Source organism: Arhodomonas sp. SL1, from assembly GCF_052060015.1.
Taxonomy (GTDB): domain Bacteria; phylum Pseudomonadota; class Gammaproteobacteria; order Nitrococcales; family Nitrococcaceae; genus Arhodomonas.
On sequence record NZ_JBPODZ010000007.1, the window covers coordinates 129,692 to 145,566 of the forward strand.

At 68.0% G+C, this 15,875-nt stretch carries 14 protein-coding genes; 2 read left to right on the forward strand and 12 right to left on the reverse strand.

Features of this window, described 5'->3' with window-relative positions; all coding sequences use genetic code 11:
* Positions 1-3: 3 nt before the first annotated feature.
* From ACQ754_RS11645 to ACQ754_RS11660, 4 genes are all read right to left on the reverse strand, one after another.
* Positions 4-1,344: a heterodisulfide reductase-related iron-sulfur binding cluster gene (locus ACQ754_RS11645; protein WP_440997202.1), complete on the reverse strand. Its 1,341-nt coding sequence runs from the start codon at positions 1,342-1,344 to the stop codon at positions 4-6.
* Positions 1,345-1,399: 55 nt separating this feature from the next.
* Positions 1,400-1,825 (reverse strand): rubrerythrin family protein, encoded by a 426-nt coding sequence (locus ACQ754_RS11650; protein WP_440997203.1) that lies wholly within the window; start codon positions 1,823-1,825, stop codon positions 1,400-1,402.
* 135 nt (positions 1,826-1,960) lie between these two features.
* Entirely contained in the window at positions 1,961-2,380 is a 420-nt protein-coding gene (irrA, locus tag ACQ754_RS11655; RefSeq protein WP_440997204.1) for an iron response transcriptional regulator IrrA, read from the reverse strand.
* A gap of 92 nt (positions 2,381-2,472) precedes the next feature.
* The gene (locus ACQ754_RS11660; RefSeq protein ID WP_440997205.1) at positions 2,473-3,660 is read right to left on the reverse strand and encodes a YbfB/YjiJ family MFS transporter; all 1,188 of its coding nucleotides are present in this window, start codon (positions 3,658-3,660) and stop codon (positions 2,473-2,475) included.
* Between the two features lie 110 nt (positions 3,661-3,770).
* Between ACQ754_RS11660 and ACQ754_RS11665 the strand changes: the two genes are divergently transcribed.
* Both ACQ754_RS11665 and ACQ754_RS11670 read left to right on the forward strand, forming a co-directional pair.
* Positions 3,771-4,304, forward strand: a complete 534-nt coding sequence (locus ACQ754_RS11665; protein WP_440997206.1) for an NUDIX domain-containing protein — start codon at positions 3,771-3,773, stop codon at positions 4,302-4,304.
* A 2-nt stretch (positions 4,305-4,306) separates the two neighbouring features.
* Positions 4,307-5,023 (forward strand): DUF72 domain-containing protein, encoded by a 717-nt coding sequence (locus ACQ754_RS11670; RefSeq protein ID WP_440997207.1) that lies wholly within the window; start codon positions 4,307-4,309, stop codon positions 5,021-5,023.
* Between the two features lie 11 nt (positions 5,024-5,034).
* Here the strand turns inward: ACQ754_RS11670 and ACQ754_RS11675 are convergent, their stop codons facing one another.
* From ACQ754_RS11675 to gluQRS, 8 genes are all read right to left on the reverse strand, one after another.
* Positions 5,035-5,868 carry an SDR family oxidoreductase gene (locus ACQ754_RS11675; protein ID WP_440997208.1) on the reverse strand — a complete coding sequence of 278 codons (834 nt, stop codon included), beginning with the start codon at positions 5,866-5,868 and terminating at the stop codon, positions 5,035-5,037.
* A gap of 105 nt (positions 5,869-5,973) precedes the next feature.
* Positions 5,974-7,764: a sodium:solute symporter family protein gene (locus tag ACQ754_RS11680; RefSeq protein ID WP_440997209.1), complete on the reverse strand. Its 1,791-nt coding sequence runs from the start codon at positions 7,762-7,764 to the stop codon at positions 5,974-5,976.
* A gap of 18 nt (positions 7,765-7,782) precedes the next feature.
* Positions 7,783-8,055 (reverse strand): DUF4212 domain-containing protein, encoded by a 273-nt coding sequence (locus ACQ754_RS11685; RefSeq protein ID WP_440997210.1) that lies wholly within the window; start codon positions 8,053-8,055, stop codon positions 7,783-7,785.
* A gap of 202 nt (positions 8,056-8,257) precedes the next feature.
* A complete protein-coding gene (acs, locus tag ACQ754_RS11690; protein WP_440997211.1) occupies positions 8,258-10,195 on the reverse strand; it encodes an acetate--CoA ligase in 1,938 nt (645 codons plus the stop codon).
* A gap of 191 nt (positions 10,196-10,386) precedes the next feature.
* On the reverse strand, positions 10,387-11,736 hold the full coding sequence (locus tag ACQ754_RS11695) for a sigma-54-dependent transcriptional regulator (RefSeq protein WP_440997212.1): 1,350 nt from the start codon (positions 11,734-11,736) through the stop codon (positions 10,387-10,389).
* An 11-nt stretch (positions 11,737-11,747) separates the two neighbouring features.
* On the reverse strand, positions 11,748-14,669 hold the full coding sequence (locus ACQ754_RS11700) for an ATP-binding protein (RefSeq protein WP_440997213.1): 2,922 nt from the start codon (positions 14,667-14,669) through the stop codon (positions 11,748-11,750).
* The gene (locus ACQ754_RS11705; protein WP_440997214.1) at positions 14,659-14,856 is read right to left on the reverse strand and encodes a hypothetical protein; all 198 of its coding nucleotides are present in this window, start codon (positions 14,854-14,856) and stop codon (positions 14,659-14,661) included. The genes ACQ754_RS11700 and ACQ754_RS11705 overlap by 11 nt, the downstream gene beginning before the upstream one ends.
* Before the next feature lie 95 nt (positions 14,857-14,951).
* On the reverse strand, positions 14,952-15,866 hold the full coding sequence (gluQRS, locus tag ACQ754_RS11710; protein ID WP_440997268.1) for a tRNA glutamyl-Q(34) synthetase GluQRS: 915 nt from the start codon (positions 15,864-15,866) through the stop codon (positions 14,952-14,954).
* Positions 15,867-15,875: the final 9 nt, after the last annotated feature.

Sequence of the window (15,875 nt, forward strand, 5' to 3'; positions counted from 1 at the left end):
TAATCACTTGAGCCCGTAGGCCCGGGCCAGTAGCTGAATGGGGTGGACCGAGGCGTCATGGGGCGGCGGGTTGTCGTCATCCGCCTGGCGCTCCAGCCCTTGGACGATATGGGTGCCGGCGAGCGGGCATTCCGAGGCCAGATGCTGCTTGCCGGACTTGAATACGCGGCGCGCCAAGGGCTTGCCCACCTTGATGGCCACCTCGAAGTTCTCCTTCTTCACCCCCCAGGCGCCGCCATGGCCGGAGCAACGTTCCTGGACCTCCAGGTCGATGTCGGGGATCAGGCGCAGCATGTCCGCCGCCTTGGGCCCCATGTTCTGGGCCCGCGCATGGCAGGCCAAATGCAGGGACACACCGCCGTCGAGGGGCTTCAGGCCCTCGGCCAGACCCTCATGGCGGGCGATGTCGACGACGTATTCGGCTACGTCCATGGTGTTCTCGGCGAGCCGCTGGATCTTGGGGTCGTCGACGATCAGCGGCCACTCGAATTTCAGCATCAGCGCGCAGGAGGGCACCAGGGCGATGACCTTGTGGCCCTGGTCCACCCAGGGCAGCAGGGCGTCCGCGGTCCGGTGCGCGGCCTCCGCCACGGCCGGCAGATCGCCCTGCTCGAGCTTGGGCATACCGCAGCATCCCGGGTAGGCCACTTCCGTCTCCACCCCGTTGTGGGCGAGCACGGCGCGCGTGGCCTCACCGATGTCCGGATTGTTGTAGTTGGCGAAGCAGGTGGCATAGAGCACCGCCTTGCGGCCGTGGGCCGGCGCCTCGGTATTGACCGTGGGGGCGTCGGCGGCGCGTTTGACGAAGGTGCGACGGTGGAATTCCGGCAGCTCCGCATCCCGGTGGACGTGGACGAACTTCTCCATCGCCGGACGGGTCAGGCGGTTGTCGCGGCGGTTCGCCCAGTTGGTCAGCGGTTCCACGCTGCCGGCGAGCCGGCCATTGCGGTCGGTTTCGGCGAGTGCCTTGTCGGCGAAGCCGTGCCGCCCCTGACGTTCCTCCACGGCGCGGTGACGCAGCATCAGGTGGGGGAAGTCCACGTCGAACTCGTGCGGCGGCACGTACGGGCACTTGGTCATGAAGCACATATCGCAGAGCGTGCATGCGTCGGCCACCTGCTGGAAGGCACTGCTGGGCACGCTGTCGAGTTCCATGGTCTCGGATTCGTCGATGAGGTCGAACAGCCGCGGGAAGGCGTCGCAGAGATTGAAGCAACGCCGGCAACTGTGACAGATATCGAAGACCCGCCGCTCCTCCTCGTCGAGCTTCTCGGGGTCGTAGAAGTCCGGGTCCTGCCAGTTGATCGGGTGGCGCACCGGTGCGCCGAGACCGCCCTCACTCATGGCTCTCGCTCCTGCTGGCTGAAAGGGAAGGGGCGGCGGTGCCGCCCCTCAAGGCTCAAAGCGCCTCCATGCCCTCCAGGGCCTTCTTGAAGCGCCCGGCATGGGAGCGCTCGGCCTTCGCCAGGGTCTCGAACCAGTCGGCGATCTCGTCGAAGCCCTCATCCCGGGCGTCCCGGGCCATGCCGGGATACATGTCCGTGTATTCGTAGGTCTCGCCGGCAATGGCGGACTTCAGATTGGCCTCGGTGTCGCCGATGGGCTCCTCCGTCGCCGGGTCACCGACCTCCTCGAGGAACTCGAGATGGCCGTGGGCGTGACCCGTCTCGCCCTCGGCGGTGGAGCGGAATACCGCGGAGATGTCGTTGTGGCCCTCCACGTCGGCCTTCTGGGCAAAGTACAGATAGCGCCGATTCGCCATGGACTCGCCGGCGAAGGCCTCGGTCAGGTTCTTGTGCGTCTTGGAGCCCTTGAGATCCGTCATGGCTCACCTCCTCTCATGGGGGTCATTTGCGGGTAGTCACTGCGCAGCCCCGCCGTCATCACGGGACCGTACCCCATGTAATAGCAGGGCACGGGGCGTTGTTCAAGTAGTTTAGAATGATTCCAAGAAGACCGCTTAGGGGTTCTCGCGGCGGACCCGGATGACGATGTCCACGCTCTCGATACGGCGGCCGGCGGGTGCCTCCGGCAGGCGCAGGAACTCCACCGCTTCGGCGGGGATGTCCTGGAGCTCGCCGTCATCCTCGTCGAAGAGGTGGTGATGGGGCTCGGTGTTGGTATCGAAATAGGTGCGCCGGCTGTCGAGCACGATGCGCTGCAGCAGCCCCACAGCGGTGAGTCGGTTGAGGGTATTGTAAACGGTGGCCAGGGAGGTCTGTATGCCGGTCTCCCGTGCCCGACGGTGCAAGCCCTCGGCGGTGAGATGCTGCGCTCCGCCGCCGAAGATCAGCGCTGCGAGATCCAGCCGCGCCCGCGTGGCCCGCAGTCCGGCCTGACGCAGGTGGGTTCGGAGCTGTTCACGGGTGATGGCGGACATGCCTGGCTTCCTGTCTCCGGTTTCCTCTGCTCCCAGCGTAGCCGGTTGTGCGCAATGGTGCGAGCGTTTCGCGTTCGCGTCCGTGCTCCCGTCTATCTTCGCGGGGGTTGGCCGCGGCGTCGGGGTATGGGATTGAACGCCGCCAGCGCCGTGGCTATGGCTAGGGCGGTCGCCGCCAGTGCGAACAGCAGGAGGTAGCTGTCGCTGTGGTCGAAGAGTAGCGCGAAGAGGTAGCCGGTGCCCGCCTGGCTGAGCGCGAAGGTCGCAGTGGCCCAGCCCCATACCCGGCGGTGGGCCGCCGGCCCCGCGATCTCCGCCATTCGGGCGGATGTGATGGCGACGGTGGCCGGGACCAGGGCCCCCATCACCAAGGAGCTTGCACCCAGCAGCCAAGCCCCTGGTGTGAGCAGCGGCAGTGCCACCACCGCCGTCTTGGTGGCGAGCACGGCGATGAGCGCACCGCGCCAGCCAAGACGCGCGGCCACACGGGCGGCGAGCATCGGCCCGCTCACCGCCCCGAGCCCGAACAGGGCCCATTGCAGGCCGGCGGCGTCAATGCCCAGGCCCCGCCCCCGGGCCAGGAAGTCCACCCAGAACACCGTGTGGGGGATGAACCCTACCGCATCCAGAGCGTAGGCGGAGAGGGTGGCGGCAGAGAGGGCGAGCAGCTCGCGCCCTCCTGCCGGTGCTTCGGCAGGGGCCTCCGGTGCTTGGCCGCTGAGCCTTCCCCAGCCCGCCCAGCCCACCCAGCAGGCGAGCACGGCACAGGCGCCGAGGGTCAGCCACGCCGTGGTGAGACTGATTCGCAGCAGCAGTGGCACCACCACCGCGGAGAGCAGGACGCCGAGACCGATGCCGGTGAACACGCGGGCCGCGGTCGGGCCCCTGCGTTCGGGAGGGACCGCGCCTATGGCCGCTGAAACGCCGGCCACCATGAGCACTGCACCGGCGACGCCGGAGAGCAGTCGCCAAAGGGCAAACCAGGGAAACGGCGCGGGCAGGGCGCAGAGCAGAAAGCTCGCCGCCACCAGCAGCAGCGAGACGCGCGCCGTGGCGGCGGTGCCGAAGCGGGCGGCGAGGCGGTTCGCCGCCACCGCCCCCAGGAGGTATCCGATCAGGTTGGCTGCGCCCAGGTAGGCCGCCTCGGCCGCGGTAAACCATCCCGTCTCGGCCATGGCCGGGATCAGGGGGGTATAGGCAAACCGTGCCAGACCGATACCGGAAAAGGTCGCCGCACCCCCAATCAATCCGGGGCGTAGTGGTGTCGATGCGGAGGCCATACGCTCGCTGCGGTTCTTCGATTGCCGGGGGAGGTGGCACTGTACCGCTTTGCGGCACCGAGGGGGAGGCCATTGCCTCGGGCTCGCGCACCCATCGGGTGCCGCCTACAATGGCGCCCATGGAGATCGAGCGACGGCGCCTGTGCCCGTGCTGCGCGGCGGCGCTGGTCCGCCGGGAGCTGGGCGGCATCCCGCGGCTGGCCTGCCCCCGTGCCGAATGCGGATTCGTGTTCTGGGACAATCCCGTCCCGGTGGTGGCCGCCATCGCCATGACCCCGGCCGGTCGGATGGTGCTGGCCCGCAATGCGGAGTGGCCCCCGGGGAAGTTCGGCCTGGTGACGGGTTTCCTGGAACCAGGGGAAGGGCCGGAGGAGGGGATGGTCCGCGAGGTCGCCGAGGAGCTCTGCGTCTCCGGCCGGATCCGGGCCTTTCAGGGGCTCTATCCGTTTCACCGCAACAACCAGCTGCTCATCGTCTACCAGGTGGACCTCGCCGGTGAGCCCTCCGCCGGCGAGGAGCTCGCCGAGGTCCGCTGCCTGCCGCCGGAGCGGGTCCGGCCCTGGCGGCGGGGCACGGGGCCGGCGGTGCATGACTGGCTCACCGCGCGAGGGCATACGCCCCGCTGGATCGACGAGGAGGTGTGAGCATGGTGGGTGGGCTTCATATCGGCACCTCGGGCTACGACTACGATCACTGGCGCGAGCACCTCTACCCGGCGGGATTGCCGCGCAATCGGCGCCTGGCCTGCTACGCCGAGTCGTTCGACACAGTGGAGATCAATGGCACCTTCTACAGCCTGCCGAAGCCGGAGACGGCGGCCGGATGGGCGGAGGAGGTGCCCGCGGGCTTCCGTTTCGTGCTCAAGTTCAGTCGCTATGGCAGCCACATGAAACGACTGAAGGATCCGGAGGCCAGTCTCCCGCGCTTCCAGGAGGTGGCGGAGGCACTCGGTGACAGCCTCGGTGGGGTGCTGCTGCAGCTGCCGCCGCGCTGGCGGCCGGTGCCGGAGCGCCTGGACGCCTTTCTCGCCGCTGCCCCCGGTGGTTGGGATTGGGCGGTGGAGTTCCGGGATCCACGCTGGCTTGTCGATGACGTCTTCGGCGTCTTGCGTGATCGTGGCGCGGCGCTTTGCGTGCACGATGCCATTGCCGACCATCCCCGCGTGACCACGGCCGATCGGGTGTACCTGCGCCTGCACGGCGGGCCGGAAACGCCGGGTTACTCCGATGCGGCGCTCGACGACTGGGCCGGGTGGCTTGCCGGCGAGCGTGCTGCCGGTCGTGAGGTGTGGGCGTTCTTCAACAACGACACCGTCGGCCACGCGGTGGCCGACGCGCGCCGGCTGCGGGCTCGTCTGGGCTGACCCGATCCCCGCTACGGACGGATGAACAGGTCCAGCTGCAGCTCCCCTTCGGAACGGTCCGAGTCCACGCGGTAGCGGCTGAAGTCGCTGACCCCCGCCTGCCGGAGCACCTGCTCGTCGATGAAGAAGTTGCCGGTGCACTCCCGTGCCGGCCGGGTCAGTATCCAGTGGGCGGCGTCGGCGACGATGGTGGGGTAACGGCCCCGCGATGAGACCTCCGGGCCACCGAGGAGATTGTCCACCGCGGCGGTCTTCAGCAACGTGCGTGGCCACAGGGCGTTGAAGCCCACACCTCGGTCGCGGAACTCCTCGGCCATGCCGAGCACGCACATGCTCATCCCGTACTTGGAGATGGTGTAGGCGGGATGGTCCCGGAACCAGCGTGGATGCATGTCCAGCGGTGGCGCGAGCATCAGGACATGGGGGTTGCCCGCGTTGAACAGGTGCGGGAGGCACTTCTGGGTGCACAGGTACGTCCCGCGGGTGTTGACCTGCTGCAGGAGATCGAAGCGTTTCAGCGGCAGCTCCAGGGTGCCGGCCAGGTTGATGGCGCTGGCGTTGTTGACCAGGACGTCGATGCCGCCGAAGCGCTCCACCGCCTTCGCCACCGCCGTTTCGACGCTGGTCTCGTCGCGGATATCGGTGACCACCGGCAGCGCCCGGCCGCCGGCGGCCTCGATCTCCTCGGCGGCGCTGTAAATGGTCCCCGGGAGTTTCGGGTGGGGCTCCGCGGTCTTGGCCGCGATGACCACGTTGGCCCCGTCGCGGGCGGCCCGCAGGCCGATGGCCTTGCCCACGCCACGGCTCGCGCCGGTTATGAACAGTGTCTTTCCCTTCAGGTCCATGCCGGTCGATACCTCCTCCTCGTTCGCCGGCACCATAGCACGGTGGATCCCCACAACGAGAAAGGGCCCCCGAAGGGGCCCTCGTGAGCGGGAGCGGCGTCCGGCTCAGTGGCCGGTCGCCTCGCCCGCGCCGCGGGGCACGCGGACGTTCTCCACCAGGTGCTGGATATGCTCCGGCGGCGGAGCGGTGGCCCGGGAGACCAGATAGGCCACGATCACGTTGAGCAATGCGCCCAGGGCACCGAAGGACTCCGGCTGGATGGTGAGGAAGTAGTATTCCGGCTCGTTGGGCAGCATGTTGGTGCCCGGCACGAAGAACCAGCCCTTGTACGTGAAGATGTACAGCAGGGTGCTGGTCAGGCCGACGAGCATGCCCGCGATGGCGCCGGCGGTGTTCATGCGCTTGTTGAAGATGCCGAGCATGAGCACCGGGAACAGCGACGACGCCGCCAGGCCGAAGGCCAGGGCCACCACCTGTGCCGCGAAGCCCGGTGGGTTCAGGCCCAGGTAACCGGCCACGATCACCGCACCCGCCATGGACAGGCGAGCGGCGAGCAATTCCGCCCTTTCGCCGATATTGGGGTTGAATACCCCCTTGATCAGGTCATGGGAGACCGCCGAGGAGATGGCCATGAGCAGCCCGGCCGCCGTGGACAGTGCCGCCGCGAGGCCGCCGGCCACCGCGAGGGCGATCACCCAGTTGGGCAACTGCGCGATCTCTGGGTTGGCCATCACCATGATGTCCCGGTCGACCTCGAGCTCGCTGCCGGCCCAGCCGAACTCCTCCTCGGCCGTCTGGGCGAACTCCTCGTTGGCATCGTTGTAGTACTGGATCTGGCCGTCGCCGTTCTTGTCCTCCCAGGCGAGCAGGCCGGTCTGCTCCCAGTTGCGGAACCAGTCCGGCCGTTCCTCGTAGGCGAGGGTGGATTCCACCTCGGTCGCCGCACCGCCCTTCACCGTCTGGATCAGGTTGAAGTAGGACATGGCACCCACGGCCGGGGCGGTGGTGTAGAGGATGGCGATGAACAGCAGCGCCCAGAAGGCCGACCGGCGGGCGTCCACCACCCGCGGCACCGTGAAGAAGCGCACGATGACGTGGGGCAGACCCGCCGTGCCGATCATCAGCGACATCGCGAGCATCATCATGTTGAAGGTGTTGCCCTCTTCCATCTTCGTGTATTCCGTGAAGCCGAGATCCACGAGGATTTGGTCGAGGGTGTTGAGCAGGTACTGCCCGCTGCTCGCGCCGGTCTCGATGGTCGCCCCGAGGCCGAGCTGGGGCAGGGGGTTGCCGGTGATCTGCAGCGAAATGAAGATCGCCGGGACCGTATAGGCGAAGATAAGCACCACGTACTGCGCGATCTGCGTGTAGGTGATGCCCTTCATGCCACCGAGCACGGAGTAGAAGAACACGATGGCCATGCCGATGAGCAGGCCCGTGGTGTACTCGGTCTCCAGGAACCGCGAGAACGCCACCCCGATGCCCTTCATCTGCCCGATGACGTAGGTCAGCGAGGCGACGATGAGGCAGACGACGGCGATGATGCGCGCGGTCTTGGAGTAGAAGCGGTCGCCGATGAACTCGGGCACCGTGAACTTGCCGAACTTGCGCAGGTAGGGCGCGAGTAGCAGCGCCAGGAGCACGTAGCCACCGGTCCAGCCGAGCAGGTAGACCGAGGCGTCATAGCCCATGAAGGCGATCAGCCCGGCCATGGAGATGAACGAGGCCGCGGACATCCAGTCCGCCGCCGTGGCCATGCCGTTGGCGATGGGGTTCACCCCCTTGCCGGCCACGTAGTACTCGCCGGTGCTGCCGGCCCGCGCCCATATGGCGATGCCGATATAGAGCGCGAACGTGGCGCCGACGACGATGTAGGTGAGTACTGTAAGGTCCATTGCTAGATCCCCTCCCCCTTATTCTTCGTGGACGTTGTACTTGCGATCCAGCGTGTTCATCTTGAACACGTACACGAGGATCAGGATCAGGAACAGGTAGATGGAGCCCTGCTGGGCGATCCAGAACCCAAGGGGATAGCCCCCGATGAGGACGTTGTTAAGCAGCGGGGCCAGCAGGATCCCGAAGATAAAGGGGACCACAAACCAGATGACGAGCAGCGTCAGCAATAGCCGTACGTGCTCCTTCCAGTAGGCGGCCGCCGAATCCTGGCGTGCGGATTCGTCCGACATTGTTCTCCTCCTCTGTTGTCGACTCGGTGCGGTTACAATCCCTGTCGCGGCCGGGGATGAACCCTCGACCCGGAACCGGGAAAAGCAATATTCATGCCCGCGCCAGCCCCCTGGTCACAACGGGTTGGCGCGTCAGGCGAACGGGAACGGCCGTTACCGATGGGAACGGAAGCGTTACCCACGGTAACAGCCGTCCATGCGCCTACTTGTTGGCACGGTTCTCGATGAGGTCGTCGACGACCCCCGGGTCGGCCAGCGTGCTGGTGTCGCCGAGGTTGTCGGTCTCGTTGGTGGCCACCTTCCGCAGGATGCGGCGCATGATCTTGCCGGAACGGGTCTTGGGCAGGCCCGGGGCCCATTGGATCACATCCGGCGAGGCGATGGCGCCGATCTCCTTGCGCACCAGTTGCACCAGCTCCTTCTTGAGCTCCTCGGAGGGCTCCGCCCCGGCGACCAGGGTGACGTAGCAGTAGATCCCCTGGCCCTTGACGTCGTGGGGGAAGCCCACCACCGCCGCCTCGGCGACCTTGTCATGAAGCACCAGGGCGCTCTCCACCTCGGCGGTGCCCATGCGATGGCCGGAGACGTTGATCACGTCGTCGACCCGGCCGGTGATCCAGTAATAGCCATCCTCGTCCCGACGGGCCCCGTCACCGGTGAAGTACTTGCCGGTGTAGTGGGTGAGGTAGGTGTTCATGAACCGCTGATGGTCGCCGTAGATGGTGCGCATCATGCTCGGCCACGCCCGGGCGATGCAGAGATTGCCCTCGGTGGCGCCCTCGAGCACGTTGCCCTCGTTGTCCACCAGCTGCGGCTCCACGCCGAAGAACGGCAGGGTGGCCGAACCCGGCTTGAGGTCGGTGGCCCCGGGCAGGGGGCTGATCATGATCGCGCCGGTCTCGGTCTGCCACCAGGTGTCGACGATCCGGCAACGGTCCTCGCCGACCACGTGGTAGTACCACTCCCACGCCTCCGGGTTGATGGGCTCGCCCACCGTACCGAGGATGCGCAGGCTCTTGCGGGAGTGGCGGGTCACGTGGTCGTCACCCTGGCCCATCAGGGCGCGGATGGCGGTGGGGGCGGTGTAGAAGATGTTGACGTTGTGCTTGTCGACCACTTCCCACATGCGCCCGGCGTCCGGGTAGGTGGGCACGCCCTCGAACATCAGCGTGGTGGCACCGTTGGCCAGCGGGCCGTAGACGATGTAGCTGTGGCCGGTGACCCAGCCCACGTCGGCGGTGCACCAGTAGACCTCGCCCTCCTGGTAGTCGAAGACGTACTTGTGGGTCATCGCCGCCTGCAGCAGGTAGCCGCCGGTGGTGTGCAACACGCCCTTGGGACTGCCGGTGGAGCCGGAGGTGTAGAGGATGAACAGCGGATCCTCAGAATCCATGTCCTCGGCGGGGCAGTCCTCGGAGGCTGCTTCGATGGCCTCGTGGTACCAGATGTCCCGGTTCTGCTCGAAGTGCACGTGCCCGCCGGTGCGCTTGACCATGAACACCGTGGACACCTCCGGGCATTCGGTGAGGGCCTTCTCCACGTTCTCCTTCAGGGGGACGGCCTTGCCGCCGCGCACGCCCTCGTCCGCGGTCACCACCACCTTGCACTTGGAGTCCTGGATGCGGTCGCGCAGGGCGTGGGGCGAGAAGCCGCCGAAGACCACCGAGTGCACGGCGCCGATGCGGGCGCAGGCCAGCATGGCCACGGCGGCCTCGGGGATCATGGGCATGTAGATGCACACACGATCGCCCTTCTTCACGCCGCGGGACTTGAGCGCATTGGCGAAGCGGTTGACCTCCGAGTGCAGCTCCCGATAGGTGATATTCCGGGACCGATCCGGGTCGTCACCCTCCCAGATAATGGCGACCTGGTCGCCGCGGCTCGCCAGGTGGCGCTCCACGCAGTTGTAGGCGGCGTTCAGTCGGCCGCCCTCGAACCAGCGGATATCGCCCTTGGTCAGGCTGCTGCTGTCCGCGGAATCCCAGTACTTGTTCCAGCTCAGGAACTTCTCGGCCTGCTCGGACCAGAATGCGTCCGGTTCCTCCAGGGAGCGGCGGTACATCTGCTCGTACTGCTCGCGGTTGATCAGCGCCTGGTCCGCGGCCTCCTTGGGGACGGGGTAGACCTTGGTATAGGACATCCTGCTTCTCCTCCTTTCAGGCTGATGTCTTCACGTCCGTCGGGAAATGGGTGTTGTCACCTCGCAGCGCTCTTTTGCAACTTTCGTTCCGGCTCGTCGTGGGCTTCTCGCCCCTTCTTTCGGGGCTTTGCTGCGTGATTCTCCGTTACGTGGGGTAACGGCCCGTCACTCCCGGTAACGATAACGCCAGATTAGGCTCTCTCGCCAGAACCGGTCGTAGCCGGGCGGGGAATGCCCAGTCGCTGGCGCCGCTCCCACAGCGCCTTGCGGCTGATTCCGAGCCGCCGGGCGATCTCGGTTTCGGTCATGTGATCCTGGTGACGCAGCACGAACTCGCGGAAGTAGCCCTCCAGGGACATGTCGGGAAAGCCGGGGTCCTCGGGCTCCTCGCCGGCGGGCAGGCCTAGCAGGTCCGCGGTGAGGGCCGTGGATTCGGCGAGGATCACCGCGCGCTCGATGGCGTTCTCCAACTCGCGGACATTGCCCGGCCAGTGGTAGGCCCGGATCGCCTCCAGTGCGTCGTCGCTGAGGCGCATCGGCGGGCGATTGAGCCGGCGGCAGGCCTTATCGAGCAGGAACCGCGCGAGGGCCGGCAGGTCCTCGCTGCGCTCGCGCAGGGGGGGCAACCGGATCTCCATGACCTGGATGCGGAAGTAGAGGTCCTCGCGGAAGTCGCCGGAGCGTACCATCGCCCCGAGGTCGCGATGGGTGGCGGCCACCAGCCGGACATCGACCCGGCTCGGACGGTCCGAGCCCACCCGGCGGATCTCGCCCTCCTGGAGTACCCGCAGCAGCCGGGCCTGGGCCGCCAACGGCAGCTCCCCCACCTCGTCGAGGAACAGCGTGCCCCCGTCGGCGGATTCAACCAGCCCCCGGCGCCGGCCATCGGCCCCGGTGAAGGCCCCCTTCTCGTGGCCGAACAACTCCGCCTCGATCAGCGATTCCGGAATGGCGGCGCAGTTCACCGCCACCAGGGCCGCTTCCCGGCGTGGGCTGCGCTCGTGCAGGGCGCGGGCGACGAGCTCCTTACCGGTGCCGGATTCGCCGAGGATGAGCACCGTGGTGTCGGTGGGGGCGACCTTGTCGATGCGGCGGAATACCGCCTGCATGGCCTCGGAGTCGCCGACGATCCCGCTGACCGGATAGGCGGCCTCCACGTCGGCCCGCAGGGCCTCGTTCTGCCGGCTCATCTGGGTCTCCTTGATGGCACGTCGGACGGTTAGCAGCAGGTCGTCGCTGTCGAAGGGCTTGGCGATATAGTCCACCGCGCCCTCGCGCATGGCCGCCACCGCGGAGCGGACGCTCGCGTAGCTGGTCATGATGATCACCGGCACCTCCGGGGCACGGCGCACCGCCTCGATGCCCTCGGCCCCCGGCAGCCGTAGGTCGGCAAGGATGATGTCGAAGCGGCCGAGGTCGGCGCTTTCCTCCGCCTCCTCGAGTGACCCCGCCTCGGTGACCTCCATGCCGTCGCGGGTGAGCAGCCGCCGCACGGAGCGGCGGATGACCTTCTCGTCCTCGATGATCAGCACCCGTGGCATACGCGTCTCCCTCACTCCTCGCTCGCCGGCAGCACCACCAGCACCACCGTTCCGCGCTGGCGGCCCCAGCGCTCGCGGATGCGCAGCTCGCCGTCATGCTCGCGGACGATGTTGTAGACTAGCGGCAGGCCCAGGCCCGTGCCGCGACCGGGGCGCTTGGTGGTGAAGAACGGCTCCATGATCTTGTCCCGGATATGCGCGGGGATCCCGGGCCCGTTGTCCACCACCCGGATCTCCACACGGCCGTGACGTCGGGCGGCCGTGACGCTGATGCGGCCGCCGTCGCCGCAGGCGTCCACGGCATTGGTAAACAGGTTCACGAACACCTGCACCAGGCGCTGCATGTCCCCGTGCACCGTCAGCCCCTCGTCGATGCGCCGCCGGAGCTCCACTCCCCGTGCGCGCTTGGACAGGCGTACCAGGCGTTCCGCCTCGCCGATCACCTCCGCCACCGAGACGGTCACCGGCCGATGACCATCGGAGCCCCCGGCGTGGGCGTAGCTGACCAGGGTCTGGACGATGTTGTTGATGCGCTGTGCCTCGGTGAGTATGTCCTCGGCGTACTCCGGGAGCTCGCCGGCTTCCACGCCGGCGCGCAGCTCCTGGGCCAGGCAGGTGATGCCGGTGACCGGGTTGCCGATCTCGTGGGCCACGCCGGCGGCGAGCCGGCCGATGGAGGCCAGGCGTTCGCTGTGGGTGAGCTCCTCCTCGAGGCGCTGGAGCTCGGTGACGTCCTCCACCAGCAGCAGCCGATCCCCGGGCTCACCCCGGCGAGCACCGCCGATAAACGCCCGGTGCAGCGACAGCCACCGGGTCTCCTCGACCAGGGCCAGGGGCCGCTTGTGGGCGTGGCTCTCATCGGAGGCCAGGAAGCTGCCCAGCAGTTCCCCCCAGGGAGGGCGCAGCTCCTGGATCCGGCGGCCGATCACCCGGGCGGCGGACAGGCCGGTGAGCGTCTGCATCGCCGGGTTCCAGCGCACGATGCGGTCGCTCGGGGTCACCGCCACCACGCCTAGGGGGAGGTCCTCGAGGATCTGGCGGTGATAGCGGCGGAGCTCGTCGAGCTCGGCGGCGAGCCCGCGGAAGCGGCTGTGTGAGCGCTCCAGGCGCTCCTCGATGAGGCGGACGTTCTGCGCCAGCGCCGTGCGGGTGTCGGTGTCCACCCGCAGGCGCTCGTCGACGATCATGCGCGCGAGGATGGGGCCCATCATGCCGGAGAGGTTGCGCTCGATCTGCTCGCGGAGCTGCTGCAGCCGGTCGGGACGGGTCTCGTTCCAGTCGATGCCCTGATCCGCGAGTGCCTTGGCCACCTCGGCACGCCCCGCCGCCGCTCCGGTGACCGGTGCCAGCTGCTCGACGAACTGCTCCGGGGATTCCAGCACCAGCGCCCCGCGGGGAATGGCGGTGCTGACGTCCCGGCAGGCCGCCGCCGCCTCGCCCTCGCGCTCGCCCTGGCGCGTGACCAATGACACCAAAGCGAAGACCAGCGCGTTCAGGCTCACCGACCAGAACGCCACCGCAGAGAAGTGCCCGGCGCTCTGGGTGCGCTCGATGTCCACGCCGATGATGGTCACCGGGCTCACCGTCGTCAGCGCCGGCAGCAGCGCGGTCGCCGCCCACACCGAACCGCCGGCGAGCAGCCCGGCGATGAATCCGGCGCGGGTGGCCCGCGTCCAGGCCAGAACGGCGACGACGCCCGGCAGGAACTGCGCCATGGCCAGGAATGAGAGCAGCCCCCAGGAGACCAGGCCTTCGGTGCGCACGAGGATGAGATAGAACAGGTATCCGGCGGCGATGATCGCGGCGATGAGCGTCCGTCGGGCCCAGCGCAGCGCCCTGTAGAGATCGCGCTCGGGGTCCGGCCGTACCACCGGCAGCAGCAGGTGGTGCAGGCACATCGACGACAGCGCCAGGGTGGTGACGATGATCATGGCGCTGGCCGCCGAGATGCCGCCCAGGTAGGCGACCATCGCGAGGGTGGGTGAATCGCTGGCCATCGCCATCGCCAGCACGTAGTAGTCGGGGATGACCCCGGGGGCGATCACGTGGCCGGCCCAAAGGATGGGCGGAATGGCCACCGACACCGCCAGCAGGTACAGGGGAAAGCCCCATCCGGCCACCACCAGGGCCCGCGGGTTGAAGTTCTCGGTGAACATCATGTGGAACTGCCGCGGAAGCAGGAACGCGGCCCCGAAGGCGATGAACAGCAGCCCGCCCCAGGCGCCCTCGCGCATGGGGGCATAGAAGCGCTCGAGGGTCGCCGGGTGTGTGGCCAGCCATTGCTCGAGGCCGCTAAAGCCACTGAAGGCCATGCGCACGGCGATGATGGCGACCAGCAGCAGGGCCAGCAGCTTGATCAGCGACTCGAAGGCGATCGCTGCCACCAGCCCGGCGTGTTTCTCCCGTGGCGTAACGTGTCGTGCCCCGAAGATGATGGCGAAGACGGTGACGATCACGCAGAAGCCGATGGCGATGGGGCCGGGGGAGCTCTGGGCGCTTAGGACCTGGGTGGACTCCGCCACGGCACGGATCTGCAGAGCGAGGTAGGGGAGGCTGCCGGTGAGCATTAGCAGCGTCGCGAGCACCCCTGCCGCCTGGCTGTTGAAGCGGAAGGCAAAGACGTCGGCGAGAGAGGTGAGCTGCCACTGCCGGGTTAGCCGCAGCAGCGGCATCAGCAGCACGGGGGTCAGGGCCATGGCCATGGCCACGCCGAGATAGATGGTCAGGAAGCCGATGCCGACGCGATCGGCGAAGCCCACTGCCCCGTAATAGCTCCAAGTGGTGGCGTAGACGCCCAGGGAAAGGACGTATACCGCTGGATGGGCGGCGAGCCGGCGCGCCCGTTCATGGCGTTCGGTGCCGTAGGCGATCAGGAACAGCAGCAGCAGGTACGCGACGGCGAAGGCCGAGAGCGTACCGAGATCAAACCTCATGATGGCCCAGGCGTCGGAGGCTGATCGCGATGGCGGCGATCACCCCGGCCCAGAGCAGGAACGGCGTGTACCAGGGCGGCGCGAGCCGGGACCACCAATCGCTCGCCGGGGAGGCAAATACCAGGATCGTCAACAGGAAGGTGACGATACTGGGCGCATGGGGCCCGTAGTCGATGTGTACGGCCATCGGCTCTCCTCCTGCGGCTTCCCTGCGGTGTCGGGGTTGCCCCGCTTATTTGTTACTTAAGGTATCACAACCATGGTTGGCGGAGGGAATACCGCTCAGGCCACCCGTATATCCCCTTCCGGTAGGGCGGCGGGAGCCCAGTGATCGACCGCCCAGGCGAGGAGCTCCCCAGGCGGCGCGCCGGCCAGTTCCTTTGGGGCGGACAGGCCGAGGATGGCGAGGACAGTGACGAGGTTCCGGCTTGCCTGTGCGTCGTCCACTGCCGGGGCCGCCGTCTGCTTGCTGAGCTTGGTGCCGGCGGTGCTGATCGCCAGTGGCAGGTGGAGGTGGCGCGGGCGGTGCAGGCCGAGGGCGTCGCGGAGCGCCATCTGCGGGGCGGTGGCGATGAGCAGGTCCGCCCCGCGGACGATGTCGGTAACCCCGAGATCGGCGTCATCCACCGCCATCGCCAGGTGATAGGCGAACAGGCCGTCGCCGCGACGGATGATGAAGTCGCCGATCTCGGCGGCCATCGCGACCCGTTGCCGGCCGAGGCGCCGGTCCTCGAACTCCAGGGTCATGTCCGCGGCGCGCATGCGCCACGAGCGCGCCTCGCGACCGGGAGGCAGGCCGTCGCGGCAGGTGCCGGGATAGATCATTCCGGCGGGGCCGTGGCGGGCCACCGCGCGGAGCTCGCGGCGGGTGCAGGCGCAGGGGAAGGCGTGGCCGGCGTCGATCAACCGCTGCAAGGCGGCCGCGTATTGCTCGTCTCGCTCGCGCTGGTAGACCACGGGACCGTCCCAGGTGAGGCCGTGGGCCTCCAGGCTGCGGAGGATGGTGGCATCGGCGCCGGTGACCGCCCGCGTCCGGTCGACGTCGTCGATGCGCACCGCCCAGCGACCGCCGTGGCGGCGCGCGTCCAGCCAGCTGCCCACCGCCGCCACCAGCGAGCCCAGGTGCAGCGGTCCTGTGGGACTGGGGGCGAAGCGGCCCACGTAGGTGGATGCGTCGGTAGTGATCTCGGATTCCATGGTGGTCAA

Bases quoted from the DNA above. Each gene is read 5' to 3' on its own strand.
- ACQ754_RS11645 (WP_440997202.1), bottom strand. From the start codon at position 1,344: ATGAGTGAGGGCGGTCTCGGCGCACCGGTGCGCCACCCGATCAACTGG.
- ACQ754_RS11650 (WP_440997203.1), bottom strand. From the start codon at position 1,825: ATGACGGATCTCAAGGGCTCCAAGACGCACAAGAACCTGACCGAGGCC.
- irrA (WP_440997204.1), bottom strand. From the start codon at position 2,380: ATGTCCGCCATCACCCGTGAACAGCTCCGAACCCACCTGCGTCAGGCC.
- ACQ754_RS11660 (WP_440997205.1), bottom strand. From the start codon at position 3,660: ATGGCCTCCGCATCGACACCACTACGCCCCGGATTGATTGGGGGTGCG.
- ACQ754_RS11665 (WP_440997206.1), top strand. From the start codon at position 3,771: ATGGCGCCCATGGAGATCGAGCGACGGCGCCTGTGCCCGTGCTGCGCG.
- ACQ754_RS11670 (WP_440997207.1), top strand. From the start codon at position 4,307: ATGGTGGGTGGGCTTCATATCGGCACCTCGGGCTACGACTACGATCAC.
- ACQ754_RS11675 (WP_440997208.1), bottom strand. From the start codon at position 5,868: ATGGACCTGAAGGGAAAGACACTGTTCATAACCGGCGCGAGCCGTGGC.
- ACQ754_RS11680 (WP_440997209.1), bottom strand. From the start codon at position 7,764: ATGGACCTTACAGTACTCACCTACATCGTCGTCGGCGCCACGTTCGCG.
- ACQ754_RS11685 (WP_440997210.1), bottom strand. From the start codon at position 8,055: ATGTCGGACGAATCCGCACGCCAGGATTCGGCGGCCGCCTACTGGAAG.
- acs (WP_440997211.1), bottom strand. From the start codon at position 10,195: ATGTCCTATACCAAGGTCTACCCCGTCCCCAAGGAGGCCGCGGACCAG.
- ACQ754_RS11695 (WP_440997212.1), bottom strand. From the start codon at position 11,736: ATGCCACGGGTGCTGATCATCGAGGACGAGAAGGTCATCCGCCGCTCC.
- ACQ754_RS11700 (WP_440997213.1), bottom strand. From the start codon at position 14,669: ATGAGGTTTGATCTCGGTACGCTCTCGGCCTTCGCCGTCGCGTACCTG.
- ACQ754_RS11705 (WP_440997214.1), bottom strand. From the start codon at position 14,856: ATGGCCGTACACATCGACTACGGGCCCCATGCGCCCAGTATCGTCACC.
- gluQRS (WP_440997268.1), bottom strand. From the start codon at position 15,866: ATGGAATCCGAGATCACTACCGACGCATCCACCTACGTGGGCCGCTTC.